The following is a 26,835-nucleotide window of genomic DNA, read 5'->3' as shown; positions in this document are numbered from 1 at the left end:
TGCCATTATAGTTTTCCCATTTTTTCCATCACGAAAAGAATGACTATTGGAATAGCTAATAATATCACCATTAAAGTATGATCTACTAATAAAGTAGGTTCTTTTAGTAAAGTAATCAAATAACCTCCTACAGCGCCTCCAAAATGGGCAGTATGACCAATATTATCATTCTTAGCCTTCATTCCGTAAATAGAATACAATAAATAAAGGATTCCAAAAATGTACGCAGGCATTGGAATAACAAAAAAGATTCCCAACATCATGTCTGGCTGCAATAATATTGCCGAATATAATACTCCCGTTACCGCTCCAGATGCTCCTACAGCTCTGTAACCATAATCATTTTTATGAAAAACCATCGTTAGTAAACTTCCAAAAATCAAACTCCCGAAATAAACCAATATAAAGGAAAAATCACCCAAATAACTAATGACTACCGGAGCAAAAAACCAAAGTGTCAGCATATTAAAAATCAAATGGGTCATATCAGCATGAAGAAAACCAGAGGATAACATCCTAATTTGTTCTCCGGAACGAATACTTCCAACATGGAATTCATATTTTCTAAAAAAAGAAAGGTCATTAAACCCTTTGTAACTAATTAAAACATTTACTACAATTATTGCTATTAAAACGGTATTCATAAAGTATATTTATTGTGAATTGTAAAGATAGTCATTCTCAAATACCGATACAGTAAGCTGTCAAAATTTATATCAGTCTATATTTTTGGCTTATATTTGCAAGAAAAATAACGGCATGCAATTTCTTGTTTTTATCTTAACTTTTCCGTTTTTATGGATTATTTCTATTCTCCCATTCCGGATTTTCTATTGGTTTTCTGACTTCATTTATCTAATTGTTTATTATATCATTGGCTACCGCAAAAAAACCGTAAAGGAAAATTTAGCTCTGGCATTACCTCTTCTTAGTGACAAGGAACGTCTTGTAATCGAGAGAAAATCGTACCACCATTTGTGTGATATGTTTTTGGAAATGATTAAAACGATGACTATTTCAGCTGATGAGATGAATAAAAGATTTGTGGTTACCAATATCGAATTGGTAAAAGAATTCGAGAATAAAAACAAAAGCTCCGTTTTATTAGCCTCTCATTACGCGAGTTGGGAGTGGTTATTATCTATCAACGAGAAAACAAAATTTAAAGGAATTGGTGTTTATAAAAAAATTGCCAATAAATACTTTGATAAACTAATACGAGACATTCGATCCAAATACAATGCTGAATTAGTGGAAACTAAAAAAGCTATTCCGTTGATGGCCGAAAACCAAAAAAATGGAATTCTCAGCATGTACGGACTTGCCAGTGATCAATCTCCTAAATTAAACAGAGCTTTTCATTGGGATAAATTCATGGGTGTAGAAGTACCCGTTCATACAGGAGCCGAAATGCTTGCCAAAAAATACGATTTGACTGTTCTTTTTGTAAAAGTAAAGAAAGTAAAAAGAGGTTTTTATGAAGCTACTTTTGTTCCCATTACAGATAATCCCAGATCAATTCCTGATTTTGAAATTACCAACACCTTTTTACGAGAAGTAGAAAAACAAATTCTGGAAGCTCCTGAATATTATTTCTGGACGCATAAAAGATGGAAACACAGAAGATAATAATTAGTGTTTTCAGTAAAAATAAAAATCCCACATTATAAATGCTATTGTTTATAATGTGGGATTTTTTAGTTTATTAAAACTTCAACTTTTATACAGAAAACCAGTTTTTCACTAATTCATTTTCTAAAGGTTGCGCGTTCTTATCTACAAATTCATTTGTCGCCGAATTATAATCATAATCCAAAGCCCATGTTTTATGGTTTTCAGCCAATGCTTTTATTCCGTTACAAACAAATTCAATTTCAGCATTTGTAGTTGTAGGATGAATACACATTCTAATCCAGCCCGGTTTTGTGATTAAATCTCCAAGACTAATTTCATCAATTAATTTATGGGAGGTTTCTTGGTCTACGTGTAATAAAAAGTATCCGTAAGTTCCTGCACAACTGCAACCGCCACGAGTTTGGATTCTAATTTTATCATTCAGTAATTTTACAGCCGAATTAACATGTAAATTTTCCACAAAGAAAGAAATCACTCCTAGCACATCATAATGCTGCCCTGCGAGAGTTTTAATATTGGAAATAGTTCATAATTCCGAGAATGTATAATCCACTATTTAGCGCTCTCTTTTCAATATATTTTCAATTCCCATTTGCTCTTTCAACTGAGTACTATCAGGAACTAAATTTTGATATAATTTTTTATTAAAGACCAAAACGCCACATGTCCCAGGTCCGCCAAGGAATTTATGTGGCGAAAAGAAAATGGCATCCAAATAACTTTCAGTATCTTCAGGATGCATATCAATTTTTACATAAGGGCCTGAACAAGCAAAGTCTACGAAACAAAGTCCGTTGTTTTGATGCATTATTTTTGCCACTTCATAATACGGAGTTCTAATTACCGTGACATTCGAACATGATGTAATCGAAGCAATTTTAAAAGGTCGCTCTTTATATTTTTCCAATAATAATTCCAGATTTTCTATGCTGAACAATCCGTCTTCCCATGAAGAAATTACCTCAACATCGGCAATAGTTTCTAGCCAAGACGTTTGATTAGAATGGTGTTCCATGTGCGAAATAAAAAAACAATTGGTTTCTTTTCGGCTGGAATAGTGATGACATTTTTTAAGTTTTCGGGTACTTTTAAACCTAAGATTCGTTAGGATTTATTTACAACACCTGTCATTCCTGTTCCAACTGTACAATCAACAATCACAGCAAATAAAGCAAATGAAATGTAAATGGTTAATTATAAAAATTGTAATTATTGATCCTTTCATATCTGTAAGCTTTATTGGTGTGTTTTTTAGACTAAAACTACTTCCAATAAAAAAACTAATAAAGAAATTAATCTTTACTGGTTTTAATAGTTGCAAAAATATGAAATTACTTTATTTTTTTTTCCAAACTCTACCTTCAAAAGCTGCATCAACCTCAGCATTTGTAATGTGATTCGAGTAATTACTCATTAATTTTACTGCAATTCCTGCAATAATACCCAACACATGCACTTCTTCATATCCAGCTGCTAAAAAAGAATCTATGTCGGATTGTGTAGCATTACCACGCGTTGAAGTAAGAATTCGTGTTAATGCAGACAATGCTGCTAGTTTTGCATCAGGAACTTGTTTTCCGTCACGAATAGCATCCGTTATTTCCGTTGGAACTTTTGACATTACGTCCGCAATAAAACTATGAGCTGCAACGCAATACTCACAATCATTCTCGAAGGCTACTGATAAAAAAACAACTTCTTGTTCCACAGCATTAAAACCGGAATTAGCTCTAAAACTATTGTAAGAATAAATATAGGAATCTAATAAAGCAGGGTTTTGTCCCATTTTAGTGTACATATTAGGGATAAAACCTAAACCTTTTTGTGTTTTATCAAAAATTTCCTGTGAGATTGGAGAAATTGAATTATTTTCTAATTTTAAATGTGCCATTTTTTATTTGTTTAAGCTAAATAACTGTTGTGCTATCTAACATTACAAAGTTGGCTTTAATAAGTCGAAAAAAGTTTTGTAATTAGTTCAACAATTTGCCTATTTGGTTCAATCTATAAGCTGAAGGAGCACAATTAAATTTATCATGAAATAGGGTGGAAAAATTAGCCAGATCATTAAAACCGCAATCAAAAGCAATATCCGTGATTCTCTCTTCTGAAATCAACAATAATTCTGCTGCTTTGTCTAACTTTTTATTTCGAATATAATTAGCGGGACTATCATTATAATTTTTTTTGAATTCTCTTTTAAAAGAGGAAAGACTAAGATTTGTCATTTGAGCAAATTCATCGGTGGTAAAATGGGAATATAAGTTGTTCTCAATGACTTGTTTAAAAGAATAACTTGTAGGAGAAAAAAGTTGGGATAAAATTTGCTGAATCACAGGAGCATTTTTGGTCTGACACAATAACAAAACAATCTCTTTTAACTTTATGACCAGAATATCGTCATTTACAAGCGTTGGATTGTCAAAGTAAAACAACATACCTTCAATGTATTTTTGAATTAGAAAATCATTATTGATTTTTCCTAAACTCAAACTTAAATCTCTTTTTACAGGTTCTTGAAAAATCTTTGGCAAATCAGTATCATAAATTTTTTTTAGGATTTCAGGATGAAAATGAACAATAACAATCTCATGATTTTTTGATATTTCGCTATTTCTAATTTGGCTAAAATAATTACCACACTTTAACATTACAGCATCATTAACGGGTATAGTAATGCTTTTATTTTCAATTTCATATTTAATTTGGCCCTCTACCATATAGATGAAACAGGCTTCCTCCGGCATCGGATTTGGTATTTTGAAAGGAGCTTCAATAATCACTTTTTCAAAAATAATTTTTCCAAATAATTCATATCGTTTTCGAAAGAGTATCATTAATTAGTATCGATTTCAGTTTATTGACTACAGAAAGTTGCAATTACAAAATTAGATCTTTTAATGTCAGTTATTACCCCTACTCGTATTATAAACTTAAAACAGGATTTTATCATTCAAAGTTAAATATGTAACGTACTAAACAAAAAGACCTTAAACTACTTAATGAAAGGATTTAGTCTAAAATTATTAATGTAATCAATAATAATAAACAGACCCTATCTTATACAGAAAACCAGTTTTTCACTAATTCATCTTCTAAAGGTTGCGCGTTCTTATTTACAAATTCATTAGTCGCCGAATTATAATCATAATCCAAAGCCCATGTTTTATGGTTTTCAGCCAATACTTTTATTCCGTTACAAACAAATTCAATTTCAGCATTTGTAGTTGTAGGATGAATAGACATTCTAATCCAGCCCGGTTTTCTGATTAAATCTCCAAGACTTATTTCGTCAATTAATTTATGGGAGGTTTCTTGATCAACATGCAATAAAAAGTGTCCGTAAGTTCCTGCACAACTGCAACCGCCACGAGTTTGAATTCCGAATTTATCATTCAGTAATTTCACGCCTAAGTTAAAATGTAAATTTTCCACAAAGAAAGAAATCACTCCTAGCCTATCATGATGCTGTCCTGCAAGGATTTTAATATTGGAAATAGTTCCTAATTCTGAGAAAATATAATCCACTATTTCGTGCTCTCTTTTCAAGATATTTTCAATTCCCATTTGCTCTTTCAACTGAATAGCCAATGCAGTTTTTATTACCTGAAGAAAACCCGGAGTACCTCCATCTTCCCTATCTTCAATATTATCAATGTATTTATGTTCTCCCCAAGGATTCGTCCAGCTTACTGTTCCTCCACCCGGATTATCAGGAACTAAATTTTGATATAATTTTTTATTAAAAACCAAAACGCCACAAGTCCCGGGTCCGCCAAGGAATTTATGTGGCGAAAAGAAAATGGCATCCAAATAATTTTCGGCATCTTCAGGATGCATATCAATTTTTACATAAGGACCTGAACAAGCAAAATCCACGAAACAAAGTCCGTTGTTTTGATGCATTATTTTTGCCACTTCGTGATATGGAGTTCTAATTCCCGTAACATTCGAACACGATGTAATCGAAGCAATTTTAAAAAGTCGCTCTTTATATTTTTCCAATAATAATTCCAGATTTTCTATGCTGAACAATCCGTCTTCAGAAGAAGGAATTACCTCAACATCGGCAATAGTTTCTAGCCAAGACGTTTGATTAGAATGGTGTTCCATGTGCGAAATAAAAACAATTGGTTTCTTTTCGACTGGAATAGTGATAAAATTTTTTAAGTTTTCGGGTACTTTTAAACCTAGTATTCGTTGGAATTTATTGACAACTCCAGTCATACCTGTTCCATCGGTAATCAGAACATCGTCAGCACTTGCATTCACATGATGTTTAATAATGTGACGCGCCTGATGATACGCTTTAGTCATTGCTGTCCCAGAAACTGTAGTTTCGGTATGCGTATTGGCCACAAAAGGACCAAATTGATTCATTAATTTCTCTTCAATAGGACGATACAAACGACCACTGGCTGTCCAATCCGTATAAATAATTTGTTTATGACCGTAAGGAGATTCAAACCCTTGATCTATTCCTATTATGTTATCGCGAAACTGCTGAAAGTATTGCTCTAATTGTGATGGTACTTCTTTAATAATCATTGTATGTTTTATTTGAGTTCAAAGATATTGATTTTTACTAAATAGTCTTTTTCAAATTTAGTGAATACTTATTTTTAAATAAATTTATAAACATGATCCAAATGTAAAGTAGCTGACAAACTATAACTTTCATTCGGTTTATATTTGATTGACGAATCCTAAAATATTCTAGCCATGAAAAAAATTATTTTTATACTACCTATTTTCTTGCTTTTACTATCGTGTGAAGTTGAAGGCGATTTGACCCGTGATGCTGAGTTAAGCACCCCAATTCCAGAAAACACTCCTCCTGTGGCTACCGGTAATTTTACGCCAACCTCAGGAATTAAAGTTACTGGTTCTGCTAAAATTTATTTGAATGGAAATCAAAATGAAGTTCGATTGGAAAATTTCAGTGTTTCCAGTGGTCCAGATTTGAAAGTATATCTGTCTAAAAATGAAACACCTACAGACTTTGTGAATTTGGGGAATTTAACATCTTCAACAGTGTATGCAATTCCAACACAAGTAAATCTTTCAGCTTATAAGTATGTACTAATTCACTGCCAACAATACAATCATCTTTTTGCAGTAGCACAATTATCTCAAAATTAAAATCTGATTTATGAAAAAACTACTGCTAATCATCGCTATTGGAATATACTCTAACTCGTTTGCACAAGGCTGCAGCGATGCCGGAATTTGTTCCATAGGAAACGGTTTTCAAACTACAGATAAGGAATTAAAAAACGGAATTGAAGTAGGAAGTATTTTTGGTGCAGGCGAAGCTGATGTCACTTATTTTTCACCTTACATCACTTATACCAGAACTATAAACGAACGATTGGCGTTAAGTTCTAAAATCACATATTCCGTAGCCAGTGGAAGCTTTGGTCAACGAGGCGCTTTTGGTGATGCCTATTTGATAGGAAATTACAATTGGAAACCAAAAACAAATACACAATGGAGTTCACTTGTGGGTTTTAAAATACCTTTTACGAGTTCAAATCTTAAAATAAATGAGTTTTCTCTTCCTTTAGATTATCAATCCAGTTTAGGAACTTTTGATGTGATCGCAGGATTGAATCTTAACTATAAAAAATGGGATTTTAATACGGCAGTCCAAATTCCCGTTTTTAATAACAATAAAAATTCGTATTTCAAGGAGTTTTCTGATACGGATGATTTTCCTTCCACTAATTTATTCGAAAGAAAATCAGATGCTTTGTTTCGAACAACATATACGTTTCAAACCGCTAATAAAAAATTCACTTTTAAACCCAATGTATTATTCATTTATCATCTAGGAGAAGATAGTTTTGAAAATGCTTTTGGAAATAGAGAAACGATACAAAACTCTGATGGATTGACCATTAACGGGAATATAATTGGCGCGTATGCCATTAATACTAAAAACAGTATCGAATTATCTTTAGCCACCCCGTTTGTAGTTCGAGAAGTTCGCCCAGACGGATTAACCCGGGAATTCACCGCAGGAATAATTTACAAAGTTTCTTTTTAAAAAGATAAATCAGAAATTTCACTTTCGAAAACACATAAAAGAATGCCCAAGAAAATTTCTTGGGCATTCTGCTTTTGATAATTATTTACGATTATAAATCAAATCCTAATGAGAATTGCAGCACTCTGTTTTGAGCTTTGCCTTCATCATATAAATCTCCTAAACCTAAATGATAGCGCACTCCTAAACTAATACCTGAATCCGTTTTAAATCCTCCTCCAAAGTTCATTCCCCAATCAAAATTATTAGGATCATATTCTTGTGAACCGCTAAAAAGTCCATCGTATTCTTCTTTGTGAGAAACTGCTAATCCAATTTGTGGACCCGCTTCCAAAAAGAAATTTTTAGAAGGATAGGCTTTTAACATTAATGGCAAGTTTATGTAATCTAATTTTTGGGTAAAAGTCCCACTGCTATTTGTTATTTCGTATCCTTGTTGCGAATACATTAATTCAGGTTGAATAGAAAAGCTTTCGCTAATAAAGGACTCGCCATAAACTCCTATATGAAAACCATGTCGTTGCTCCGTTTCTCCATCTCCGTCAAAACTTACGGCTGCTAAATTATAACCTCCTTTTATTCCTCCATTCGATTTAGGAATAGTATTGTCCTGTGCATTCATTGATGTTATTACACCAAAGAGTAAAGCTATTGTTATCTGTTTTATTTTCATCTTTTTTGTTTTTGATTAATCAAATTCTACTTTTATTTCCCTCCATTGGCACGAAGATCTGCAATACATTGCGCATCTAATTGTGGAGCTGCACCACCTGAAACCATATTAGAAATACCGCCTCCTGTTTCTGAAGACCAATACATTAAACATGTTTTTTCAATACAATGTTTTGGATGTTCAGCATCTTCATGATTGCTTTGCAAGGCTGTACCAAGATTTGTCAATCCTAATATATGTCCAAATTCATGGGTAATTACTGTTGTTTCTAATAAACTTCTGTTTGGTTCAAATGGACTGTCACTCAAACTATGAATAGTTTGTTCGTAAATAACAAAAGAAGTATTTCTATAAGCCGTTCCAAGAATAACTGATGTATCAGTGTCTTTTGAAGATTTCCCATCTGTAAAAAAAGCCCAAACCGCTATTTGATCCGAAGTATTGTATTTTGTTCTGTTCGCATCTTCAATACTTACAATCTCCTCATTCGTATAAGGCGAAACTCCTGGAGATGGTATGGAACGTTTTATCACACTAATGCCGTTTGGTTTATACGTTCTTGCTGTAAGAAAGTTTACAAAATTATTGATAGCAGTACTGCTTGGCTCAAAACCCGCTACATACACCACTTCAATAACCATACTTTTGAACTTTTTATCAGATAACAAATCGTTCGAAGAACTTCCTGTTTGCTGTTTATTCGTGTTTGGATTTACTGCAACTGGATTATTTAAGGGATCATCTTCTTTTGAACAGGATGCTACTGAGAGGAACAAACCAATCGTTAGTAGAGAAATTACTTTTTTCATTATTATCTTTATTATTAAGTTTCTTTATACAAGAACAGCTACACTATTTTAGGTAGCTGTTCTTACTAAACTGCCAACTTAAATTCAGCTATATTTGTTTCAATACTAATGTTACTGCTGCATTAGTAGAGCTTTGCAATGTGATTGTCGAAGCAGTAAAACTTGTTACTTTCCAAGTATTATTCAATAAAGTAAACGTAGCATTACCTGAAAAATTTAGTTTTAGAAAAACATCTAATTCCGTGCTTACCGCATAAGTTCCATTTACAGTTGTATTCACAAGATTTACAGCTGTTATCGATAAATTGTTTGCAAAATCAATCGTGAAATCTTTATAACTCGTTGCTGAATTTACTCCTGCATTTATATAGGAATCTACCTTAAACTTTCCGTTAACTAAAATCGTTTCTAACTTTTTTCCGTTTTGAACAGCTGCTGCTATCGCTGCTTCTGTTTTTAAAGATGCACTGATGGCTGCTTGCAATTCAGCATCGCTAGAAATCGTCATTTTTGTTCCATCCGCAATTTTCACTGAAATTGGGTAGTTTACTGAAAATAATTCCGTGCTGCTTACATTAGACATATACGTAAATAATTGTTGTTCGGATGTGATAACAATGCTTCCTGTTTGTTGTAAACTTAAATTATACGTTAAAATTGTAATTGGGAAGCTGATATTTACCGAAGAAATAGCATCTTGACTAGAAGCCTCTGCTGATGAACATGCAGTAAGAATTGCATTATACTCAGTTTGATTTGTAATAGTTACTTCTGTATAATTACTTAATTTCACCTTTAAAGGGAATTGTAATACTACAGTATCTTGATCATTGTTAAACTGTCCAAAAATAGAAAGAACTTGTTGGTAATCTAATTGACTTAAAATAGAAACCTGAACTCCGTTGACTTTTGCCGTAGCCGGCAATACTATAGAGGAACATGATGCTCCATCCAAGAAATCATCAAATGAACCATCGTACATCGAAGTACGTTTCAGGTTAGTTGTTGTAGTTGAATTAGCTGAATTCGTATTTGGATTTTCTCCTTGTACGTCATCAATTTCACTTTGGCATGATGTAAAACCTAAGATCGCCATCAATGCAATTCCGGTAACAATTTTTAATTTTTTCATAATTTTCAAATTTAATGTATTTTTATATTTACAAGCGATGTTTTTAACGCCTTTCTATTAGTAAGACAACTACGCTTATTTTTACCCTACGGAAATTTTAAAAAAAATATAAAATATTACAAATAAATTTATATAATACTAAAAATCAATAAATTAAAATTTAAAATAATTTTAACACTAAAAGCAATAATTATTAACACAACTGCTTTTTAAAAAAATATTTTACATTTACAACCTACAAAAAATGAATTAATACTCTATGAGCGACGAAAAAAGTACCCTTTGCGAAGAAAATCACTTTAGAGACTTTTACTTAAAGCACGTGCAATCAGCAAATAATTTTGCGTATTACAAATGTGGAGATGATGAAGCTGCATTAGATTTAGTACAAGATGCGTTTACCAAAATTTGGGAGAATTGCTCCAAAATTGACTTTAGTAAAGTCAAAACGTATTTGTTTACCAGCATTAATAATTTATTCCTGAATAATATAAAGCATCAAAAAGTGGTATTGAGGTATGCTAAAGATGCGCCTAACTTAGATACAAATAATCAAAGTCCCGAATATTTATTTGAAGAAGATGAATTCAAACAAAAACTAACAAAAGCAATCGCATCATTAAGCGAAGTGCAACGGGAAGTCTTTTTATTGAATCGAATAGAGGGAAAAAAGTACCGGGAAATAGCTGAATTACTCGATATTTCTCAAAAAACGGTAGAAAAAAGAATGTCTGGAGCACTCCAAATTTTAAAAGCCCAAATAGAAAATATATAATTAATCATTTAGCTGTAGGGTAATTTAAAAGTTAGTTGTCTTATAAACATAGAGATATAAAATGAAAAACGAAAAAGAGATATTAAAATGGTTCAATAATGAGCTTTCAAGCCAAGAAATTGAAGATTTAAAACAATCTGAAGATTTGCAAACACTTGAAAAGATTGCTCATTATGCATCACAACTGGAAGCTCCAAAAGTAGATGCACACGCTGCTTTGGAAGCTTTTAAGGCCCGAAACCATTCTAAAAAGAAAACAAAAGTAAGAACTTTAAACTTCAAAACATTTTATAGAGTAGCCGCAGTTCTTGCTGTCATGTTAACCTCTACTTATTTCTTGTTTTTTAATAACATTACCTCTTTTGAAACCCAAATAGCGCAAACAAAATCAGTAACGTTACCAGATAACTCTGAAGTAATATTAAACTCTGCTTCAAAATTAAGTTTTAACGAAAAAAAATGGGCTGACAAAAGAGCTTTAACGTTAGAAGGAGAAGCTTTTTTCAAAGTGCAGAAAGGGCAAACTTTTAGTGTAAACACAACTGCGGGAGTCGTTACCGTTTTAGGGACGCAATTTAACGTAAAAGAACGTAAAAACTATTTTGAAGTAAATTGTTACGAAGGTTTGGTGAGTGTAACGTATAATAATGAAACCATTAAATTACCTCCCGGAAAAACCTTCCGAGTTATAAATGGAATTATCGAAAATGCTGAAGATTTTAACGCTCAAAATCCTTCGTGGATTCAACAAGAATCAAGCTTTAATAAGATTCCTTTAGATCAGGTTATTGCAGAATTAGAACGTCAATACGATATAAAAATTAAAGTGGAAGGTGTTGATACTTCAAAATTGTTTACGGGAAGTTTTACACATACTGATAAAGAAATAGCACTTCAAGCAGTAACAATTCCGCTTAAATTAAGTTACAAGATTCAAGGCAAAACCATTATATTTTACAACTATGGTGTTAAATAAATGGCTGATTTCTCTGTTACTTTGTATTGGGAGTATTTGTTACGGACAAAATACAACTAAAAAAACACCTTTAAGTGAGGTTATTGTTTCCCTCGAAAAACAATTTAATATTAAGTTTTCGTACGCAGTTGAAGATGTAGCCACAATTAAAATTGACAAACCAAATACTACATTTACATTACAAGAAACAATTGATTATCTAAACTCAAAAACACTTTTAAACTTTAAAGCTTTAAACGATCGATATGTTACCGTTTCGGTGCTAAACAAAACAATATCGGTTTGCGGAATTGTTTTATCCGATGAAAAGAAATCTCGTTTAGTTGGCGCTTCTGTACTGGTAAACAACGTTGGAAGAAGCACAATCACAGATGAAAATGGTAAATTTAGCTTCACGAATATTCCAATAAATGCAACGCTTACTGTTTCTTATGTGGGTTTTGAATCCAGACAGTTTTCGGCTAACGAATTGTTTTCTGCACAAAATAATTGCAAAGAAATTATCCTTTCCACAAAAAACGAAGAGTTGAATCAGGTTTTGATAAATGTTTATTTAACGCCCGGATTACAAAAATACCTGGATGGAAGCACCGTTTTAAACACTAAAAAATTCGGTATTCTTCCCGGATTAATCGAACCTGACATTTTGCAATCTGTTCAAGCGCTTCCCGGTGTGGAAAGCACTAATGAAAGCATTGCTAATATCAACGTGCGCGGCGGAACTAACGATCAGAATTTAGTGCTTTGGGACAATATCAAAATGTATCATTCCGGTCATTTCTTCGGGTTAATATCTGCTTACAATCCTAATCTTACCAACAAAGTTATCGTCAGTAAAAACGGAACAAGTGCTGAATACAGCGATGGCGTTTCCAGTACGATTAATATGTATACGAAAGATTTGGTGACCAATACCTTTTCTGGTGGCGCAGGAATTAACTCCATTAGCGCCGATGCTTTTTTAGAAATTCCAATAACTAAAAAATTAGAGTTACATATTTCAGGACGTCGTTCGATTACTGATTTATTTAAATCGCCTACGTATACAAAATATTTTGACCGTAGTTTTCAAGACACTGAAATCAATGCCGATAGCGATCAGCATGATACGTCTTCTGATTTTTATTTTTATGATTATACGGCTAAATTACTTTTTGATTTGAATGAAAAACATCAATTTAGAGTAAATATTATTGGTATCAATAACGCTTTGGATTATTCGGAACGTCTTACAAATTCAAACGAAACCCAATCCAAAGCCAGTACTTTGTCCCAGAAAAACATTGGTTACGGCGGCAATTGGAAAGCACAATGGAATTCAAAATTAAGTTCAAACTTCATCACGTACTTTTCCAGATACAATATTGATGCTAATGATTACAGGGTAGAAACGGATCAGCGCTTGACAGAAGCTAATGAAGTACAGGAAACTGGAGTAAAATTAAATACCTATTACAAAACAAATGGCAACCTAAATTTCTTGTTTGGATACCAATTCAATGAAACGGGGATGTTAAATCAAACTACCGTTAGTGCTCCGTTTTATTCCAGTACTAAAAAAGATGTTTTATTGAATCACGCCTTATTTTCAGAAGTGGAATACAATAAAAACAATACGTATTTAAGAGTTGGAATGCGCTTAAATTATTTTCAAAAATTCGAAAAGCTTTTGGTCGAGCCAAGAATAAACATTCGACAAAAATTATCAGATCAATTTGCTTTAAAATTAGAAGGAGAATTCAAAAATCAATCCACTACGCAAATCGTAGATTTTGAAGATGATTTTTTAGGTGTCGAAAAAAGACGTTGGGTTTTAGTAAACGATAAAGACATTCCGATTGCGACGAGTAAACAAGGTTCTTTTGGTGTCGAATTCAATAAAAATAAACTAAATATTGAAGCTACAGGATTTTATAAGATAGTTGACGGCATCACAGCTTCCAATCAGGGTTTCTACAACAGCTTTCAGTTTAATAATGCGAATGGAAGTTACACCGCAAAAGGTTTTGAATTTTTAGCCAATAAAACAGCTCGTCAATACAGCGTTTGGGTAAGTTATACGTTTAGTACAAATGACTATGAATTTGATACTTTTACGCCTTCTACTTTTCCAAATAATGTAGATATAAGACATTCTGTATCGCTCGGTTTTTATTACGATATTCTTAAAAACCTAAAAATAGCGGTTGGTGGTATTTGGAGAAATGGTCAGCCGTATACAAAACCAATTGATGGGAATGAAACCGTTCAAAACGGGAATAATACCATGGTAAATTATGATTCACCAAACAGTGAAAACCTAGATAATTTCATGCGTTTAGATGCTTCTTTAAATTATAATTTCAATCTATCGGAATCTATTAAAGCTTCGTTTACTGCCGGAGTAATTAATGCTACCAATCAAGATAATGATATCAATCGCTATTATAAAGTCAATCCAAATGATTCGAATGATGCTATTCAAGTAGATAATAAATCGCTGGGCTTAACACCAAATGTAAGCTTTAGAGTGAATTTTTAATTTCAATTTTACTGTATTCTAAAAAATAAAACCCTTTCAAAATAGAATTTGAAAGGGTTGTTTTTATAATATGAATGCGAAATTATATTCCGGCAATTGCTTTTATTTCGTCAATGATTCGTAATGCCAAAGCATCTGCTTTTTCTTGTGAAGCCGCTTCGGTATAAATACGTATAATTGGTTCTGTATTCGATTTTCGTAGATGAACCCAATTTTCAGCAAAGTCAATTTTCACACCGTCAATGGTTGTTATATCTTCATTTTTGTATTTCTCCGTCATGGCAACTAGAATCGCATCCACATCAATTTGTGGCGTCAATTCGATTTTATTTTTGCTCATATAATATTCCGGATACGAAGCACGCAAAGCAGAAACTGTCATTTTTTTGTTGGCCAAATGCGTTAAAAACAACGCCACTCCTACCAAACTATCACGACCATAATGCAGTTCCGGATAAATGATTCCGCCGTTTCCTTCACCACCTATTACAGCATTATTTTTTTTCATTAATTCCACTACATTCACCTCGCCCACGGCACTTGCTTCATAGCTTCCGTTATGCAAATTAGTCACATCACGCAATGCACGGGAAGAAGACATATTCGAAACCGTATTCCCCGGTGTTTTACTCAATACATAATCGGCGCAAGCCACTAAAGTGTATTCTTCACCAAACATTTCACCGTCTTCGCAAATGAAAGCCAAACGATCCACATCAGGATCAACTACGATTCCTAAATCAGCTTTTTCTTTTACTACCAATTCTGAAATATCAGTCAAATGCTCTTTCAACGGTTCTGGATTATGGGGAAAATGTCCGTTTGGTTCACAGTATAATTCTACTACTTCAACGCCCATTAATTCCAGTAATCTTGGGATAATAATTCCTCCAGAAGAGTTTACACCATCAACAACCACTTTAAATTTAGCTGCTTTCACTGCATCAACATCAACCAAAGGTAAATTCAATACTTCATCAATATGAATATCCATGTACGCATCATTAATCATAATGGTTCCCAAATCATCCACATCCGAGAAATCGAAAGCTTCCGCTTCTGCAATTTCAAGAATTTTAAGTCCTTCTTCACCATTCAGGAATTCTCCTTTTTCGTTCAATAATTTCAAAGCATTCCATTGTTTTGGATTGTGCGAAGCAGTAAGGATAATTCCGCCTTCGGCTTTTTCTAATGGAACGGCCACTTCAACCGTTGGCGTTGTCGAAAGCCCCAAATCAATCACATCAATTCCTAAACCAATCAAAGTATTCACTACTAAATTGTGAATCATTGGTCCCGAAATACGTGCGTCACGACCTACAACAACAGTAATTTTTTCTTTTCCAATATATTTTTTCAACCAAGTTCCATACGCCGAAGCAAATTTAACTGCATCAACTGGTGTCAGGTTATCCCCAACTTTACCTCCTATTGTTCCACGAATTCCTGATATTGATTTTATTAAAGTCATTGATTATTATTTTAATTTTTGAATTATAAATTTTAAATTGCTCACAAATATAATAATTGACGGTTTATAAAAGTAATTTAAAATTCAAAATTCATCATTTAAATTCCTAAATTAGGCGAATGAATTTTCTAGCACACATCTATCTTTCCGGTGACAATGATTTAATCAAAATTGGCAATTTTATGGCCGATGGAATTCGTGGAAAACATTTTGAAAGTTATCCTTTAGAAATTCAAAAAGGAATCATTCTGCACCGCGCCATTGATACTTTTACCGACGCTCATCCCATTTTTAGACAAAGTACCAAACGCCTTCATGAAAAATACCATCATTACGCAGGTGTAATAGTTGATGTTTTTTACGATCATTTTTTGGCTAAAAACTGGAACACATATTCTGATGAAAAACTGGATGATTTTGTAGCACGGTTTTATCAATCCCTGCACGATAACCATATTAATCTTTCGGAAAGAACTAAGGGAATGATTCCTTACATGATTGAACACAACTGGCTGGTGAGTTATCAAACCGTTGAAGGAATTAACCGGATTTTGACGCAAATGGATCAACGTACCAAAAACGAATCTAAAATGCGATTTGCCACTAATGAACTTTCTGAATTTTATCTCGAATTTGAAGAGGAATTCACCAATTTCTTTCAAGAATTAATCCAATTTTCGAATACTAAAATAATCACTTTATGAAAAAAATACTTTTTCTGCTTGCCTTTGCCGTTTTAGGTTGTAAATCGAATGAAAAAACTGTTGAACCAACAGGTTTAGTAACTTCAAAAGCTATGGTAGTTTCTGCTCGTGAAGAAGCTTCTCAAATTGGAGTTGAAATCATGAAAAAAGGCGGAAACGCTTTTGATGCAATGGTTGCCACGGAACTGGCATTAGCGGTTTCACATCCACAGGCAGGAAATATTGGTGGTGGCGGTTTCATGGTTTTTAGAAAAGCTAATGGTGAAACTGGAGCTATCGATTACAGAGAAAAAGCACCTTTAGCAGCGTCTAAAGATATGTTTTTGGATGAAAAAGGAAATGTAATAGAAGGTAAAAGTAGAGAAACCGCTTTAGCATCTGGAATTCCGGGTACCATTGCAGGAATATTTGAAGTGCATAAAAAATACGGTTCTTTACCCATAAGCGAAATTCTGAAACCTGTAATTGCCTTGGCCGAAAGAGGTGTTGTTGTTACTAAATTTCAAGCCGAAAGCTTGGCTTATTACAGAGCTTCCTTTATCAAAAGCAATGGTAAGAACAGTTTGTTTTCTAGAGCATATAAAGAGAATGACACGATAAAATATACTGCTTTGGCAGCAACATTAAAACGAATTGCACAAAACGGTCGAGATGAATTTTACAAAGGAGAAACAGCTCAAAAGTTAGTTGCTTTTCTTGCTAAAAAAGGCGGAAATACTACATTAGAAGATTTAAACAGTTATAATGCCAAATGGAGAACTCCAATTACTTTTCAGTATAAAAATTTAAAAATCACTTCGATGTCACCTCCAAGCAGTGGCGGAATTTGTTTGAATCAAATCATGAAAATGATAGAGCCTTTCAACCTTTCACAAATGGGACACAACAGCGTGAAAACGATTCAAGTAATTACAGAAGCAGAACGAAGAGCCTATGCTGACAGAAATTATTTCTTGGGTGATCCAGATTTTGTAAAACTTCCGATAAAAGAATTACTAAGTCCATCCTATTTAGAAAAAAGAATGAGTGATTTTTCATTCGATACAGCTTCAAAATCCTCGGATATTGCCCATGGAACAATCAAAGGATATGAAAGCAACCAAACTACGCATTATTCTATTGTAGATTCAAAAGGAAATGCAGTTTCGGCAACAACCACTTTAAATGATAATTATGGTTCTAAAATATATTGCGATGAATTGGGTTTCTTTTTGAATAATCAAATGGACGATTTCAGCGCTAAACCAGGAGTTCCAAACTTATACGGATTGACTGGAAGCGAAGCGAACAGTATTGCTCCCGGAAAAAGAATGTTGAGTTCCATGACACCAACGATTGTTGAAAAAGACAATAAACTGTTCATGGTTGTAGGTACGCCGGGAGGTTCCACCATTATTACATCGGTTTTACAGACGATATTGAATGTGTATGAATTTGATATGAGTATGCAAGAAGCGGTAAATGCCCCACGTTTTCACCATCAATGGTTGCCTGATGAGATTACTTTTGAACCGAATTCTTTCGATAAAGAATTATTAACCAATTTGAAGAAAAAAGGATATTTAATCAATGAAAAAAACAAAGAAATCATTGGCGAAGTAGATGCTGTTTTGATTTTACCTAATGGAAAATTGGAAGGTGGCGCAGACAAAAGAGGTGATAATAAAGCCGTTGGTTTTTAAATTTATAGTATTCGAATGAAAAAAATTATTATTCTATTGAGTATTCTTTCTATTGGTTGTAAAACCCAAAATGGTATGGTTCAGCCTACAGGACTAGTTGCCAATGACGCAATGGTCGTTTCGGCACGTGAAGAAGCTTCAAAAATTGGAGTTGAAATTATGAAAAAAGGCGGGAATGCTTTTGATGCTATGGTGGCAACCGAATTGGCTTTGGCTGTAGCCTATCCGTTTGCAGGAAATCTTGGCGGTGGTGGTTTTATGGTGTATCGAAAAGCAAACGGTGAAGTTGGTTCATTAGATTACCGCGAAAAAGCACCATTAGCAGCCACTAAAGACATGTTTCTTGACGAAAAAGGAAATGTTATAAAAGGAAAAAGTACCGAATCTCCTCTTGCTATTGGAGTTCCCGGAACGATTGCCGGTGTTTTTGCAGTTCATGAAAAATTGGGTTCCTTGCCTATCGAAGAAATTCTGAAACCCATAATTGCATTGGCAGAAAGAGGGGTTATTGTTACCAAAAAACAAGAAGACCGATTGGCAGCTTATCGAGCCAAAATCATAAAAATAAATGGCGACAAAACGTTATTTGCAACTGCTTTCAAAGAGAATGATGTTATAAAATATCCTGCGCTGGCAGCTACATTGAAAAGGATTTCAAAAAATGGCAGAGATGAATTTTACAAAGGGAAAACTGCTGAAATATTAGTTAAATATCTTCAGGAAAAAGGAGCAATAATCACATTGGAAGATTTGACAAAATACGAAGCCAAATGGAGAACGCCACTCACATTTGATTACAAAGATTTAAAGGTTATTTCTATGCCTCCACCCAGCAGTGGTGGAATTTGTCTAGCAGAAATATTTAAAATGATAGCGCCTTTCGACCTGGCTAAAATGGGACATAATTCAACAGAAGCCATTCAAGTTATTGTAGAAGCCGAAAGAAGAGCCTACGCAGACAGAAGTTATTATCTGGGCGATCCTGATTTTGTAAAAATCCCTTTGAAAGCCTTAATGGATGATGATTATTTGAAACAAAGAATGTCAAATTTTAGTTTTGAAAAAGCCACTTTATCATCGGATATAAAGGAAGGAAAAGTAAATTATAATGAAAGTACGGAGACTACCCATTATTCAATTGTGGATCAGTTTGGTAATGCGGTTTCGTCAACTACAACATTAAACGACGGGTATGGTTCTAAATATTACTGTGATGAATTAGGCTTTTTCCTCAACAATGAAATGGATGATTTCAGTGCCAAACCAGGTGAACCAAATATGTTTGGATTAGTGGGAAATGAAGCCAACAGTATTGCGCCACAAAAACGAATGTTGAGTTCCATGACGCCGACTATTGTAGAGAAAAACGGCAAATTATTTATGGTTGTGGGTTCTCCTGGAGGTTCTACAATTATCACATCGGTATTGCAAACCATATTAAATGTTTACGAATATCGTTTGAGTATGCAAGAAGCGGTAAATGCACCACGTTTTCACCACCAATGGTTACCGGATTTAATCACTTTTGAACCTAATACTTTCGATACAAAAACCTTTGAAACCTTGAAATCAAAAGGATATCTTATCAATGAAAAAACAACACCCGTAATAGGAAAAGTGGATGCCATTTTGGTTTTACCAAATAAAAAACTCGAAGGTGGCGCTGATTTTAGAGGAGATGATAAAGCAGTTGGATTTTAAAAAATTAGCAATTTATGAACTTTATACTTGCCTTAGAAACCGATTTTACAGCAAATAAAAATCCTGAAAATGCCTTTGCGATGGCAAAATACATGAAGAATAACTTTCCTTTTTTTGGAATAAAAACGGAAGAACGAAGACGTATTTTTAAGGAAATTTGGAAAGAAAACAAAAACGAGGTTTCAGCAAACGCAAGAGTAATAGTACTAGATTTATATTCAAAACCAGAACGGGAATTTCATTATTGTGCGATTGAAATTTTGATAAAAGAACTCAAAGGGAATTATATAAAAGATGATATTCTACTGATTGAAAAAATTTTAGTCAACAATTCTTGGTGGGATAGTGTGGATACTATTTCGAAATACATTTTGGGCGAATATTTATTGGAATTTCCATTAGAAACTAAAAATGTAATAGAACTATTTTCAGAGTCTGAGAATATCTGGTTGAATCGAAGTGCTATTTTATTTCAATTGGGTTACAAACAAAAAACAAATGCTGATTTTTTATTTTCAGAATGTCTTAAACAAGCACATTCAAAAGAATTTTTTATTCAAAAAGCAATTGGCTGGGCGTTACGGGAATATGCAAAAACAAATCCCGAAACAGTGAAAAATTTTGTTCTAAACAATAATTTAAAACCATTAAGTACAAAAGAAGCATTAAAAAATATTTGTTGAAATTAAAATAATAGTAGTTTTGCACCCCTTTTAAAAATTATCATGTTCAAAAAATATATTTCGAAATTAGAAACCATAATAGCTTTTGCGCAATCTATGTTGACGCCAAAACAGTTTATATTTTTATCAGCGATTTTGGTTGGTATTTCTGCCGCTTTTGCTGTAATCGTTTTAAAAACTTTTGCGCACTGGGTATTTTATTTTGCTACTTATGTTAGTGGAATTTTAAAATTGGGTTTCATCAATAGTATTTTGCCTATAATTGGTATTTTGCTTACTGTTTTTGTTGTAAAAAGAGTTTTGGGAGGAACTATCCAAAAAGGAACTTCGCAAATTTTATATGCTGTAGCCAAAAAAGCGAGTATTATTCCAAAAAAACAAATGTATGCTCAAATCGTCACAAGTTCCTTGACAGTTGGGTTAGGAGGTTCTGCAGGTTTAGAAAGCCCGATTGTAATTACTGGTGCTGCTTTTGGTTCGAATTATGCCCAAAAATATAAATTAAGCTACAAAGACCGAACGCTACTTATTGGTTGTGGTGTAGCCGCTGGAATTGCCGCTGCCTTTAATGCACCAATTGCCGGAGTTTTATTTGCTATCGAAGTGCTGTTGGTTGATGTTAGTATTGCAGCATTTACGCCAATTATGATTGCTGCTGCAACAGGTGCTTTAGTTTCAGTAATTGCATTAGATGAAGAGATTTTGCTTTCGTTCAAACAACAACAAAGTTTTGATTATCATAACATTATTTTCTATGTTCTTTTAGGTTTGTTTACCGGATTTATTTCGGTTTATTATTCCCGTAATTTTCAGAAAGTAGAACATTTTTTCGCAAGACTTAAATTATCACCTTATAAAAAAGCGTTGTTTGGTTCTTCGATTTTAGCTATTCTTATTTTTATTTTTCCGACGCTTTTTGGTGAAGGTTACGAAAGCATTAAAACATTATCTGACAATGATCCCGGGAAATTATTGGAAAACACATTGTTTAGCGGTTTCCGAGACAATAGTTGGGCTTTATTGGTGTTTGTAGGTTTGACCATGATGTTGAAAGTATTTGCAACTGGAATTACTCTGGGAAGTGGAGGAAATGGAGGAAATTTTGCTCCTTCCCTATTTTTGGGATCTTATGTTGGTTTCTTTTTCTCTAAATTTTTAAATCTAACAGGACTTACTAAATTACCTGTCAGTAATTTTACTTTGGTTGGAATGGCCGGAATTTTAAGTGGTTTGTTTCATGCTCCCTTGACTGCGATATTCTTAATTGCTGAAATTACAGGAGGATATAACTTAATGATTCCTTTGATGATTGTGGCTTCCATTAGTTTTGCGATTTCAAAACGATTTGAAAAACATTCTATGGATGTTAAGAATTTAGCCAAAAAAGGGCATGCTTTTACCAGCAATAAAGATACCAATATCCTTTCAACTTTAGAGACGACTTCCATAATTCAAACGGATTATTTAACGGTTTCTCCTGATGAAAATTTAGAAAGACTGGTAGATTTAATTTCGCATTCCAATCAAGTGATTTTTGCAGTGGTAGATACTGAAAAAAACTTATTGGGTATTGTTCATTTTAATGATATTCGAGAAATAATATTCAATACGTACCGAGTAAAATATACTTTAGTTAGAGAAATAATGATAGAACCTTCAGAAATCATTTCTCCTGATGACAGCATGGAAATGGTCATGAATAAGTTCGAAAAATCGAAAAAAGCCTTCTTACCCGTTCTTAAAGAGGGAAAATATTATGGTTTTATTTCTAAATCTGTGGCGCTGGAAGCCTATAGAACAAAACTAAAATCAATGACGATAGAATAATTTTAATACTTCTTTTAACACAATCTTCTAAAGTGTTCTATTGAAAGAATAAATCAAAATGGTAACTTTGCTTTTTTGCGAAAATTATGCTAGACAAAGACAATACCATTGAAGTTCAAGGCGCTCGCGTTCATAACTTAAAAAACATAGATATTTCCATTCCTCGTGAAAAACTGGTTGTAATTACCGGTCTTTCAGGTTCTGGGAAATCCTCCTTAGCTTTTGACACCATTTATGCCGAAGGGCAACGCCGTTATGTAGAAACCTTTTCTGCTTATGCGCGTCAATTTCTGGGCGGTTTGGAGCGTCCCGATGTCGATAAAATTGACGGACTTTCCCCTGTAATTGCTATCGAACAAAAAACAACAAGTAAAAGCCCACGCTCCACAGTGGGAACGATTACTGAGATTTATGATTTCCTGCGTTTGTTATACGCTCGTGGTGCTGATGCATACAGTTACAATACAGGCGAAAAAATGGTTTCCTATTCTGATGAGCAAATCAAGGATTTGATTATTCATGATTTTAAAGGAAAACGCATTAATATTTTAGCGCCAGTTATACGTGCTCGAAAAGGACATTATGCTGAGCTTTTTCAACAAATTGCCAAGCAAGGTTTCCTTAAAGTTCGCGTAAACGGCGATGTGCTGGATATTACTTTAGGGATGAAATTAGACCGTTATAAAACACACGATATCGAAATTGTTGTGGATCGAATGGTGATTGAAGATACGCCAGATAACGAAAAACGTTTGACTGAAAGTATCAATACAGCCATGCATCACGGAGAGAATGTATTGATGGTTTTAGACCAAGATTCTAATGAAGTGCGTTTTTTTAGTCGGAATTTGATGTGTCCTTCAACCGGAATTTCATACCAGAATCCCGAACCGAATTTATTCTCTTTCAACTCTCCAAAAGGAGCTTGTGATCATTGCAACGGTTTAGGGACGGTAAACGAAATCAACACCAAAAAGATAATTCCAAACCCGAAATTATCGATAAAAGCGGGTGGTTTTGCTCCTTTGGGCGAATACAAATCCTCTTGGATTTTTAAGCAATTGGAAATTATCGGAGAAAAATATGGTTTCAAATTGACGGATGCTGTGGAAACCATTCCAGCAGAAGCAATGGAAATGATTTTGAATGGTGGAAAAGAAAAATTCACCATCAACTCCAAAGATTTAGGCGTTGCCAGAGAATACAAAATTGATTTTGAAGGGATTTCGCATTTCATAAAAAGCCAACATGACGAAAGCGGTTCAACAACTATAAAACGTTGGGCAAAGGAATTCATGGACGAAATAAAATGTCCGGTTTGTGAAGGTTCCCGTTTGAAAAAAGAAGCGCTATTCTTTAAAATCAATGAAAAAAATATTACTGAATTATGTGATATGGACATTTCGGATTTAACTGCTTGGTTTCTTGATTTAGAAAATCATTTATCTGATAAACAAAAGATTATTGCTACTGAAGTAATCAAAGAGATTAAGGATCGATTGAACTTTTTGATGAATGTAGGTTTGGATTATTTGGCTTTAAGCCGAAGTTCCAAATCACTTTCGGGAGGTGAAGCACAACGAATCCGTTTGGCTACCCAAATTGGTTCGCAGTTGGTTGGTGTTTTATATATTTTGGATGAGCCAAGTATTGGTTTGCACCAAAGAGATAATGATAAATTAATTCATTCTCTCGAACAATTACGCGATATTGGAAACTCTGTAATTGTGGTGGAACACGATAAAGACATGATTGAACGTGCGGATTATGTGATTGATATTGGACCAAAAGCAGGAAAATATGGAGGTGAAATTATAAGCAAAGGAACGCCTGCGGAAATTCTGAAACATCATACTATTACAGCGATGTATATGAACGGCGAAATGAAAATCGAGGTTCCTACAAAGCGCCGTGAGGGAAATGGAAAGTTTTTAAAACTGACTGGTGCAACAGGAAACAACTTGAAAAATGTTTCGATAGAATTACCTTTGGGCAAAATGATTTGCGTGACTGGAGTTTCGGGAAGTGGAAAATCGACGTTGATTAATGAAACGCTCTACCCTATTTTGAACGCGTATTATTTCAACGGTGTCAAGAAACCGCAACCGTATAAAAAAATAGAAGGATTGGAACATATCGATAAAGTTATTGATATTGACCAGAGTCCGATTGGGAGAACACCACGTTCAAATCCGGCTACATATACCGAAGTTTTTACCGAAATCAGAAATCTGTTTACGATGACTTCCGAAAGTATGATTCGGGGATATAAAGCGGGACGATTTAGTTTTAATGTAAAAGGCGGACGTTGCGAAACCTGTGAAGGTTCTGGTGTGCGAACGATTGAAATGAATTTTTTACCAGACGTCTATGTAGAATGTGAAACCTGTCAAGGAAAGCGTTTTAACAGAGAAACACTGGAGATTCGATACAAAGGAAAATCAATTTCGGATGTATTGAATATGACGGTAGATGAAGCGGTTCCGTTTTTTGAAATGATTCCGAAAATTTACAGAAAAGTAAAAACCATTCAGGATGTTGGTTTGGGCTATATTACACTTGGCCAACAAAGCACGACGCTTTCTGGTGGTGAAGCACAACGTATTAAACTTGCAGGAGAATTATCTAAAAAAGATACTGGAAATACGTTTTACATTTTGGACGAACCTACAACAGGATTGCATTTTGAAGATATCAGAGTGTTGATGGAAGTCATTAATAAACTGGTTGATAAAGGAAATACGATATTGATTATCGAGCATAATATGGATGTGATTAAACTGGCCGACTACATTATAGACATTGGACCTGAAGGGGGAAAAGGCGGCGGACAACTTATTGCCAAAGGAACTCCAGAAGAAATTATAAAAATTAAGAAGAGCTATACGGCGCAGTTTTTGAAAAAAGAGTTACTTTAGTATCTATAAAAATAAAAAATAATTTCGGTAAGTTATGAATTTAAAAAAAGCGTTCAGTAGTGTCGAAAACTACTTTTCACCTAAAATAATTGGCGAAGTTAATGATCAATTTATCAAAGTAGCAAAAATTAAGGGCCAAGATCTACCATGGCATAATCACGAAAATGAAGATGAATTATTTTATATTGTAGAAGGCGAACTTTTAATGGAAATTGAAAACGAGCCAAAATTATCTATGAAAAAAGGAGATTTATTTGTGGTAAAAAAGGTATTAACCATAGAGTTTCGTCAACTGACGAATGTTTAATAATGCTTATAGAATCAAAAACTACCGAACATACAGGTAAAGTTATATCCAAAATAACTAAATCAATTGAAGAACAAACGTATTAAATTTACTTAGCCCTGATAGTAATGAAAATCCTTTATTGTTTTTTTTAAAACAATAAAGATTGAAAAGGATAGCAGGAATTAGCTCCAAAAAAAATAAGATTATAAAATAGAGAATATGAGATTAGAAGATTTTGATAATGATGAGGATAAAGTAATCCAAGACCGATTAAAAAGAAAAACTTGGAACGAGATTAGAACCAATGATAGTTGGGCGATTTTTAAAATTATGGCCGAGTTTGTAAACGGTTATGAAAGTATGGGACGCATTGGTCCGTGTGTGAGTATTTTTGGATCTGCCAGAACGAAACCCGAAGATCCTAATTATTTATTGGCAGAAAAAATTGCCTACAAAATAAGTAAAGCCGGCTACGGTGTGATTACCGGTGGTGGGCCGGGAATTATGGAAGCGGGAAATAAAGGCGCACATCTGGGTGGAGGAACATCGGTGGGATTGAATATTGAATTGCCTTTTGAACAACATTTCAACCCGTATATTGACAGCGATAAAAACTTGAATTTTGATTATTTCTTCGTTCGAAAAGTAATGTTTGTTAAATATTCCCAAGGATTTGTGGTAATGCCAGGAGGTTTTGGAACCATGGATGAGCTGTTTGAAGCGATTACTTTGATTCAAACAAAAAAAATAGCTAGATTCCCTATTATCCTTGTAGGAACCAGTTTTTGGTCCGGATTAATCGATTGGATTAAAACAGTTTTAGTAGAAAAAGAACATACCGTAAGCGCTGAAGATTTGAATTTATTCAAAATTGTGGATACTGAAGATGAAGTGGTTGATGTGCTGGATAAGTTCTATAAAAAATATGATTTAACCCCTAATTTTTAACAAAAAAGCTGTCTAATCAACAGCTTTTTTTTATGTTAATTA

22 protein-coding genes and 1 pseudogene are annotated in these 26,835 nt (G+C 33.8%); 14 read left to right on the top strand and 9 right to left on the bottom strand.

What is annotated here, in order from left to right; translation table 11 throughout:
- Positions 1-5: 5 nt before the first annotated feature.
- Positions 6-644, bottom strand: a complete 639-nt coding sequence (locus QLS65_RS15630) for a rhomboid family intramembrane serine protease (RefSeq protein ID WP_099715345.1) — start codon at positions 642-644, stop codon at positions 6-8.
- Positions 645-759: 115 nt separating this feature from the next.
- On the opposite strand from QLS65_RS15630, the gene QLS65_RS15625 reads away from it, so the two are divergent.
- Positions 760-1,629, top strand: coding sequence for a lysophospholipid acyltransferase family protein (locus QLS65_RS15625; protein WP_282718612.1), 870 nt, complete (start codon positions 760-762; stop codon positions 1,627-1,629).
- 91 nt (positions 1,630-1,720) lie between these two features.
- Here the strand turns inward: QLS65_RS15625 and QLS65_RS15620 are convergent.
- The 4 genes and pseudogenes from QLS65_RS15620 to QLS65_RS15605 form a co-directional block, all read right to left on the bottom strand.
- Positions 1,721-2,781 (bottom strand): annotated as a pseudogene (locus tag QLS65_RS15620) (aminotransferase class V-fold PLP-dependent enzyme); the annotation flags it as partial.
- A gap of 190 nt (positions 2,782-2,971) precedes the next feature.
- Complete coding sequence (locus QLS65_RS15615; protein ID WP_282718611.1) at positions 2,972-3,526, bottom strand: carboxymuconolactone decarboxylase family protein; 555 nt, start codon at positions 3,524-3,526, stop codon at positions 2,972-2,974.
- A gap of 82 nt (positions 3,527-3,608) precedes the next feature.
- Complete coding sequence (locus tag QLS65_RS15610) at positions 3,609-4,472, bottom strand: helix-turn-helix domain-containing protein (protein WP_282713386.1); 864 nt, start codon at positions 4,470-4,472, stop codon at positions 3,609-3,611.
- Between the two features lie 223 nt (positions 4,473-4,695).
- Positions 4,696-6,183 (bottom strand): aminotransferase class V-fold PLP-dependent enzyme, encoded by a 1,488-nt coding sequence (locus QLS65_RS15605; protein WP_282718610.1) that lies wholly within the window; start codon positions 6,181-6,183, stop codon positions 4,696-4,698.
- A 174-nt stretch (positions 6,184-6,357) separates the two neighbouring features.
- On the opposite strand from QLS65_RS15605, the gene QLS65_RS15600 reads away from it, so the two are divergent.
- Complete coding sequence (locus QLS65_RS15600; protein ID WP_282713388.1) at positions 6,358-6,777, top strand: DM13 domain-containing protein; 420 nt, start codon at positions 6,358-6,360, stop codon at positions 6,775-6,777.
- Between the two features lie 10 nt (positions 6,778-6,787).
- Entirely contained in the window at positions 6,788-7,684 is an 897-nt protein-coding gene (locus tag QLS65_RS15595; RefSeq protein WP_282713389.1) for a hypothetical protein, read from the top strand.
- Between the two features lie 91 nt (positions 7,685-7,775).
- Here QLS65_RS15595 and QLS65_RS15590 read toward each other — a convergent pair whose 3' ends face one another.
- The 3 genes from QLS65_RS15590 to QLS65_RS15580 form a co-directional block, all read right to left on the bottom strand.
- Positions 7,776-8,357, bottom strand: coding sequence for a porin family protein (locus tag QLS65_RS15590; protein WP_099715341.1), 582 nt, complete (start codon positions 8,355-8,357; stop codon positions 7,776-7,778).
- 32 nt (positions 8,358-8,389) lie between these two features.
- Positions 8,390-9,166, bottom strand: a complete 777-nt coding sequence (locus tag QLS65_RS15585; protein WP_282713390.1) for a membrane metalloprotease — start codon at positions 9,164-9,166, stop codon at positions 8,390-8,392.
- Between the two features lie 88 nt (positions 9,167-9,254).
- Complete coding sequence (locus QLS65_RS15580; RefSeq protein ID WP_282713391.1) at positions 9,255-10,298, bottom strand: hypothetical protein; 1,044 nt, start codon at positions 10,296-10,298, stop codon at positions 9,255-9,257.
- A gap of 259 nt (positions 10,299-10,557) precedes the next feature.
- On the opposite strand from QLS65_RS15580, the gene QLS65_RS15575 reads away from it, so the two are divergent.
- The 3 genes from QLS65_RS15575 (at position 10,558) to QLS65_RS15565 (ending at position 14,570) form a co-directional block, all read left to right on the top strand.
- A complete protein-coding gene (locus QLS65_RS15575; RefSeq protein ID WP_282713392.1) occupies positions 10,558-11,073 on the top strand; it encodes an RNA polymerase sigma factor in 516 nt (171 codons plus the stop codon).
- Positions 11,074-11,134: 61 nt separating this feature from the next.
- Positions 11,135-12,049, top strand: coding sequence for a FecR family protein (locus QLS65_RS15570; RefSeq protein ID WP_282713393.1), 915 nt, complete (start codon positions 11,135-11,137; stop codon positions 12,047-12,049).
- Positions 12,036-14,570: a TonB-dependent receptor gene (locus QLS65_RS15565; protein WP_282718609.1), complete on the top strand. Its 2,535-nt coding sequence runs from the start codon at positions 12,036-12,038 to the stop codon at positions 14,568-14,570. Before QLS65_RS15570 ends, QLS65_RS15565 begins: the two co-directional genes overlap by 14 nt.
- An 82-nt stretch (positions 14,571-14,652) precedes the next feature.
- On the opposite strand, the gene glmM is transcribed toward QLS65_RS15565, so the two are convergent.
- The gene (gene glmM, locus QLS65_RS15560; RefSeq protein ID WP_282713395.1) at positions 14,653-16,041 is read right to left on the bottom strand and encodes a phosphoglucosamine mutase; all 1,389 of its coding nucleotides are present in this window, start codon (positions 16,039-16,041) and stop codon (positions 14,653-14,655) included.
- Between the two features lie 119 nt (positions 16,042-16,160).
- Between glmM and QLS65_RS15555 the strand changes: the two genes are divergently transcribed.
- The 8 genes from QLS65_RS15555 (at position 16,161) to QLS65_RS15520 (ending at position 26,793) form a co-directional block, all read left to right on the top strand.
- Positions 16,161-16,745, top strand: a complete 585-nt coding sequence (locus tag QLS65_RS15555) for an acyl carrier protein phosphodiesterase (RefSeq protein WP_282713396.1) — start codon at positions 16,161-16,163, stop codon at positions 16,743-16,745.
- The gene (ggt, locus tag QLS65_RS15550; RefSeq protein ID WP_282718608.1) at positions 16,742-18,427 is read left to right on the top strand and encodes a gamma-glutamyltransferase; all 1,686 of its coding nucleotides are present in this window, start codon (positions 16,742-16,744) and stop codon (positions 18,425-18,427) included. The genes QLS65_RS15555 and ggt (QLS65_RS15550) overlap by 4 nt, the downstream gene beginning before the upstream one ends.
- A 15-nt stretch (positions 18,428-18,442) precedes the next feature.
- Positions 18,443-20,128 carry a gamma-glutamyltransferase gene (gene ggt / locus QLS65_RS15545; RefSeq protein ID WP_282718607.1) on the top strand — a complete coding sequence of 562 codons (1,686 nt, stop codon included), beginning with the start codon at positions 18,443-18,445 and terminating at the stop codon, positions 20,126-20,128.
- Between the two features lie 14 nt (positions 20,129-20,142).
- Positions 20,143-20,811, top strand: a complete 669-nt coding sequence (locus QLS65_RS15540) for a DNA alkylation repair protein (RefSeq protein WP_282718606.1) — start codon at positions 20,143-20,145, stop codon at positions 20,809-20,811.
- Between the two features lie 42 nt (positions 20,812-20,853).
- A complete protein-coding gene (locus tag QLS65_RS15535; protein ID WP_282718605.1) occupies positions 20,854-22,638 on the top strand; it encodes a chloride channel protein in 1,785 nt (594 codons plus the stop codon).
- Positions 22,639-22,724: 86 nt separating this feature from the next.
- On the top strand, positions 22,725-25,556 hold the full coding sequence (gene uvrA, locus QLS65_RS15530) for an excinuclease ABC subunit UvrA (RefSeq protein ID WP_282718604.1): 2,832 nt from the start codon (positions 22,725-22,727) through the stop codon (positions 25,554-25,556).
- 34 nt (positions 25,557-25,590) lie between these two features.
- A complete protein-coding gene (locus tag QLS65_RS15525) occupies positions 25,591-25,863 on the top strand; it encodes a cupin domain-containing protein (RefSeq protein WP_282718603.1) in 273 nt (90 codons plus the stop codon).
- Between the two features lie 201 nt (positions 25,864-26,064).
- Positions 26,065-26,793: an LOG family protein gene (locus tag QLS65_RS15520; protein WP_282713405.1), complete on the top strand. Its 729-nt coding sequence runs from the start codon at positions 26,065-26,067 to the stop codon at positions 26,791-26,793.
- The last annotated feature ends 42 nt before the right edge of the window (positions 26,794-26,835 follow it).

This window comes from Flavobacterium algoritolerans (assembly GCF_030010385.1).
GTDB classification, from domain to species: Bacteria; Bacteroidota; Bacteroidia; order Flavobacteriales; family Flavobacteriaceae; genus Flavobacterium; species Flavobacterium algoritolerans.
The sequence above is the reverse complement of the archived record's forward strand: the minus strand, read 5'-3'. Positions and strand labels throughout refer to the sequence as shown.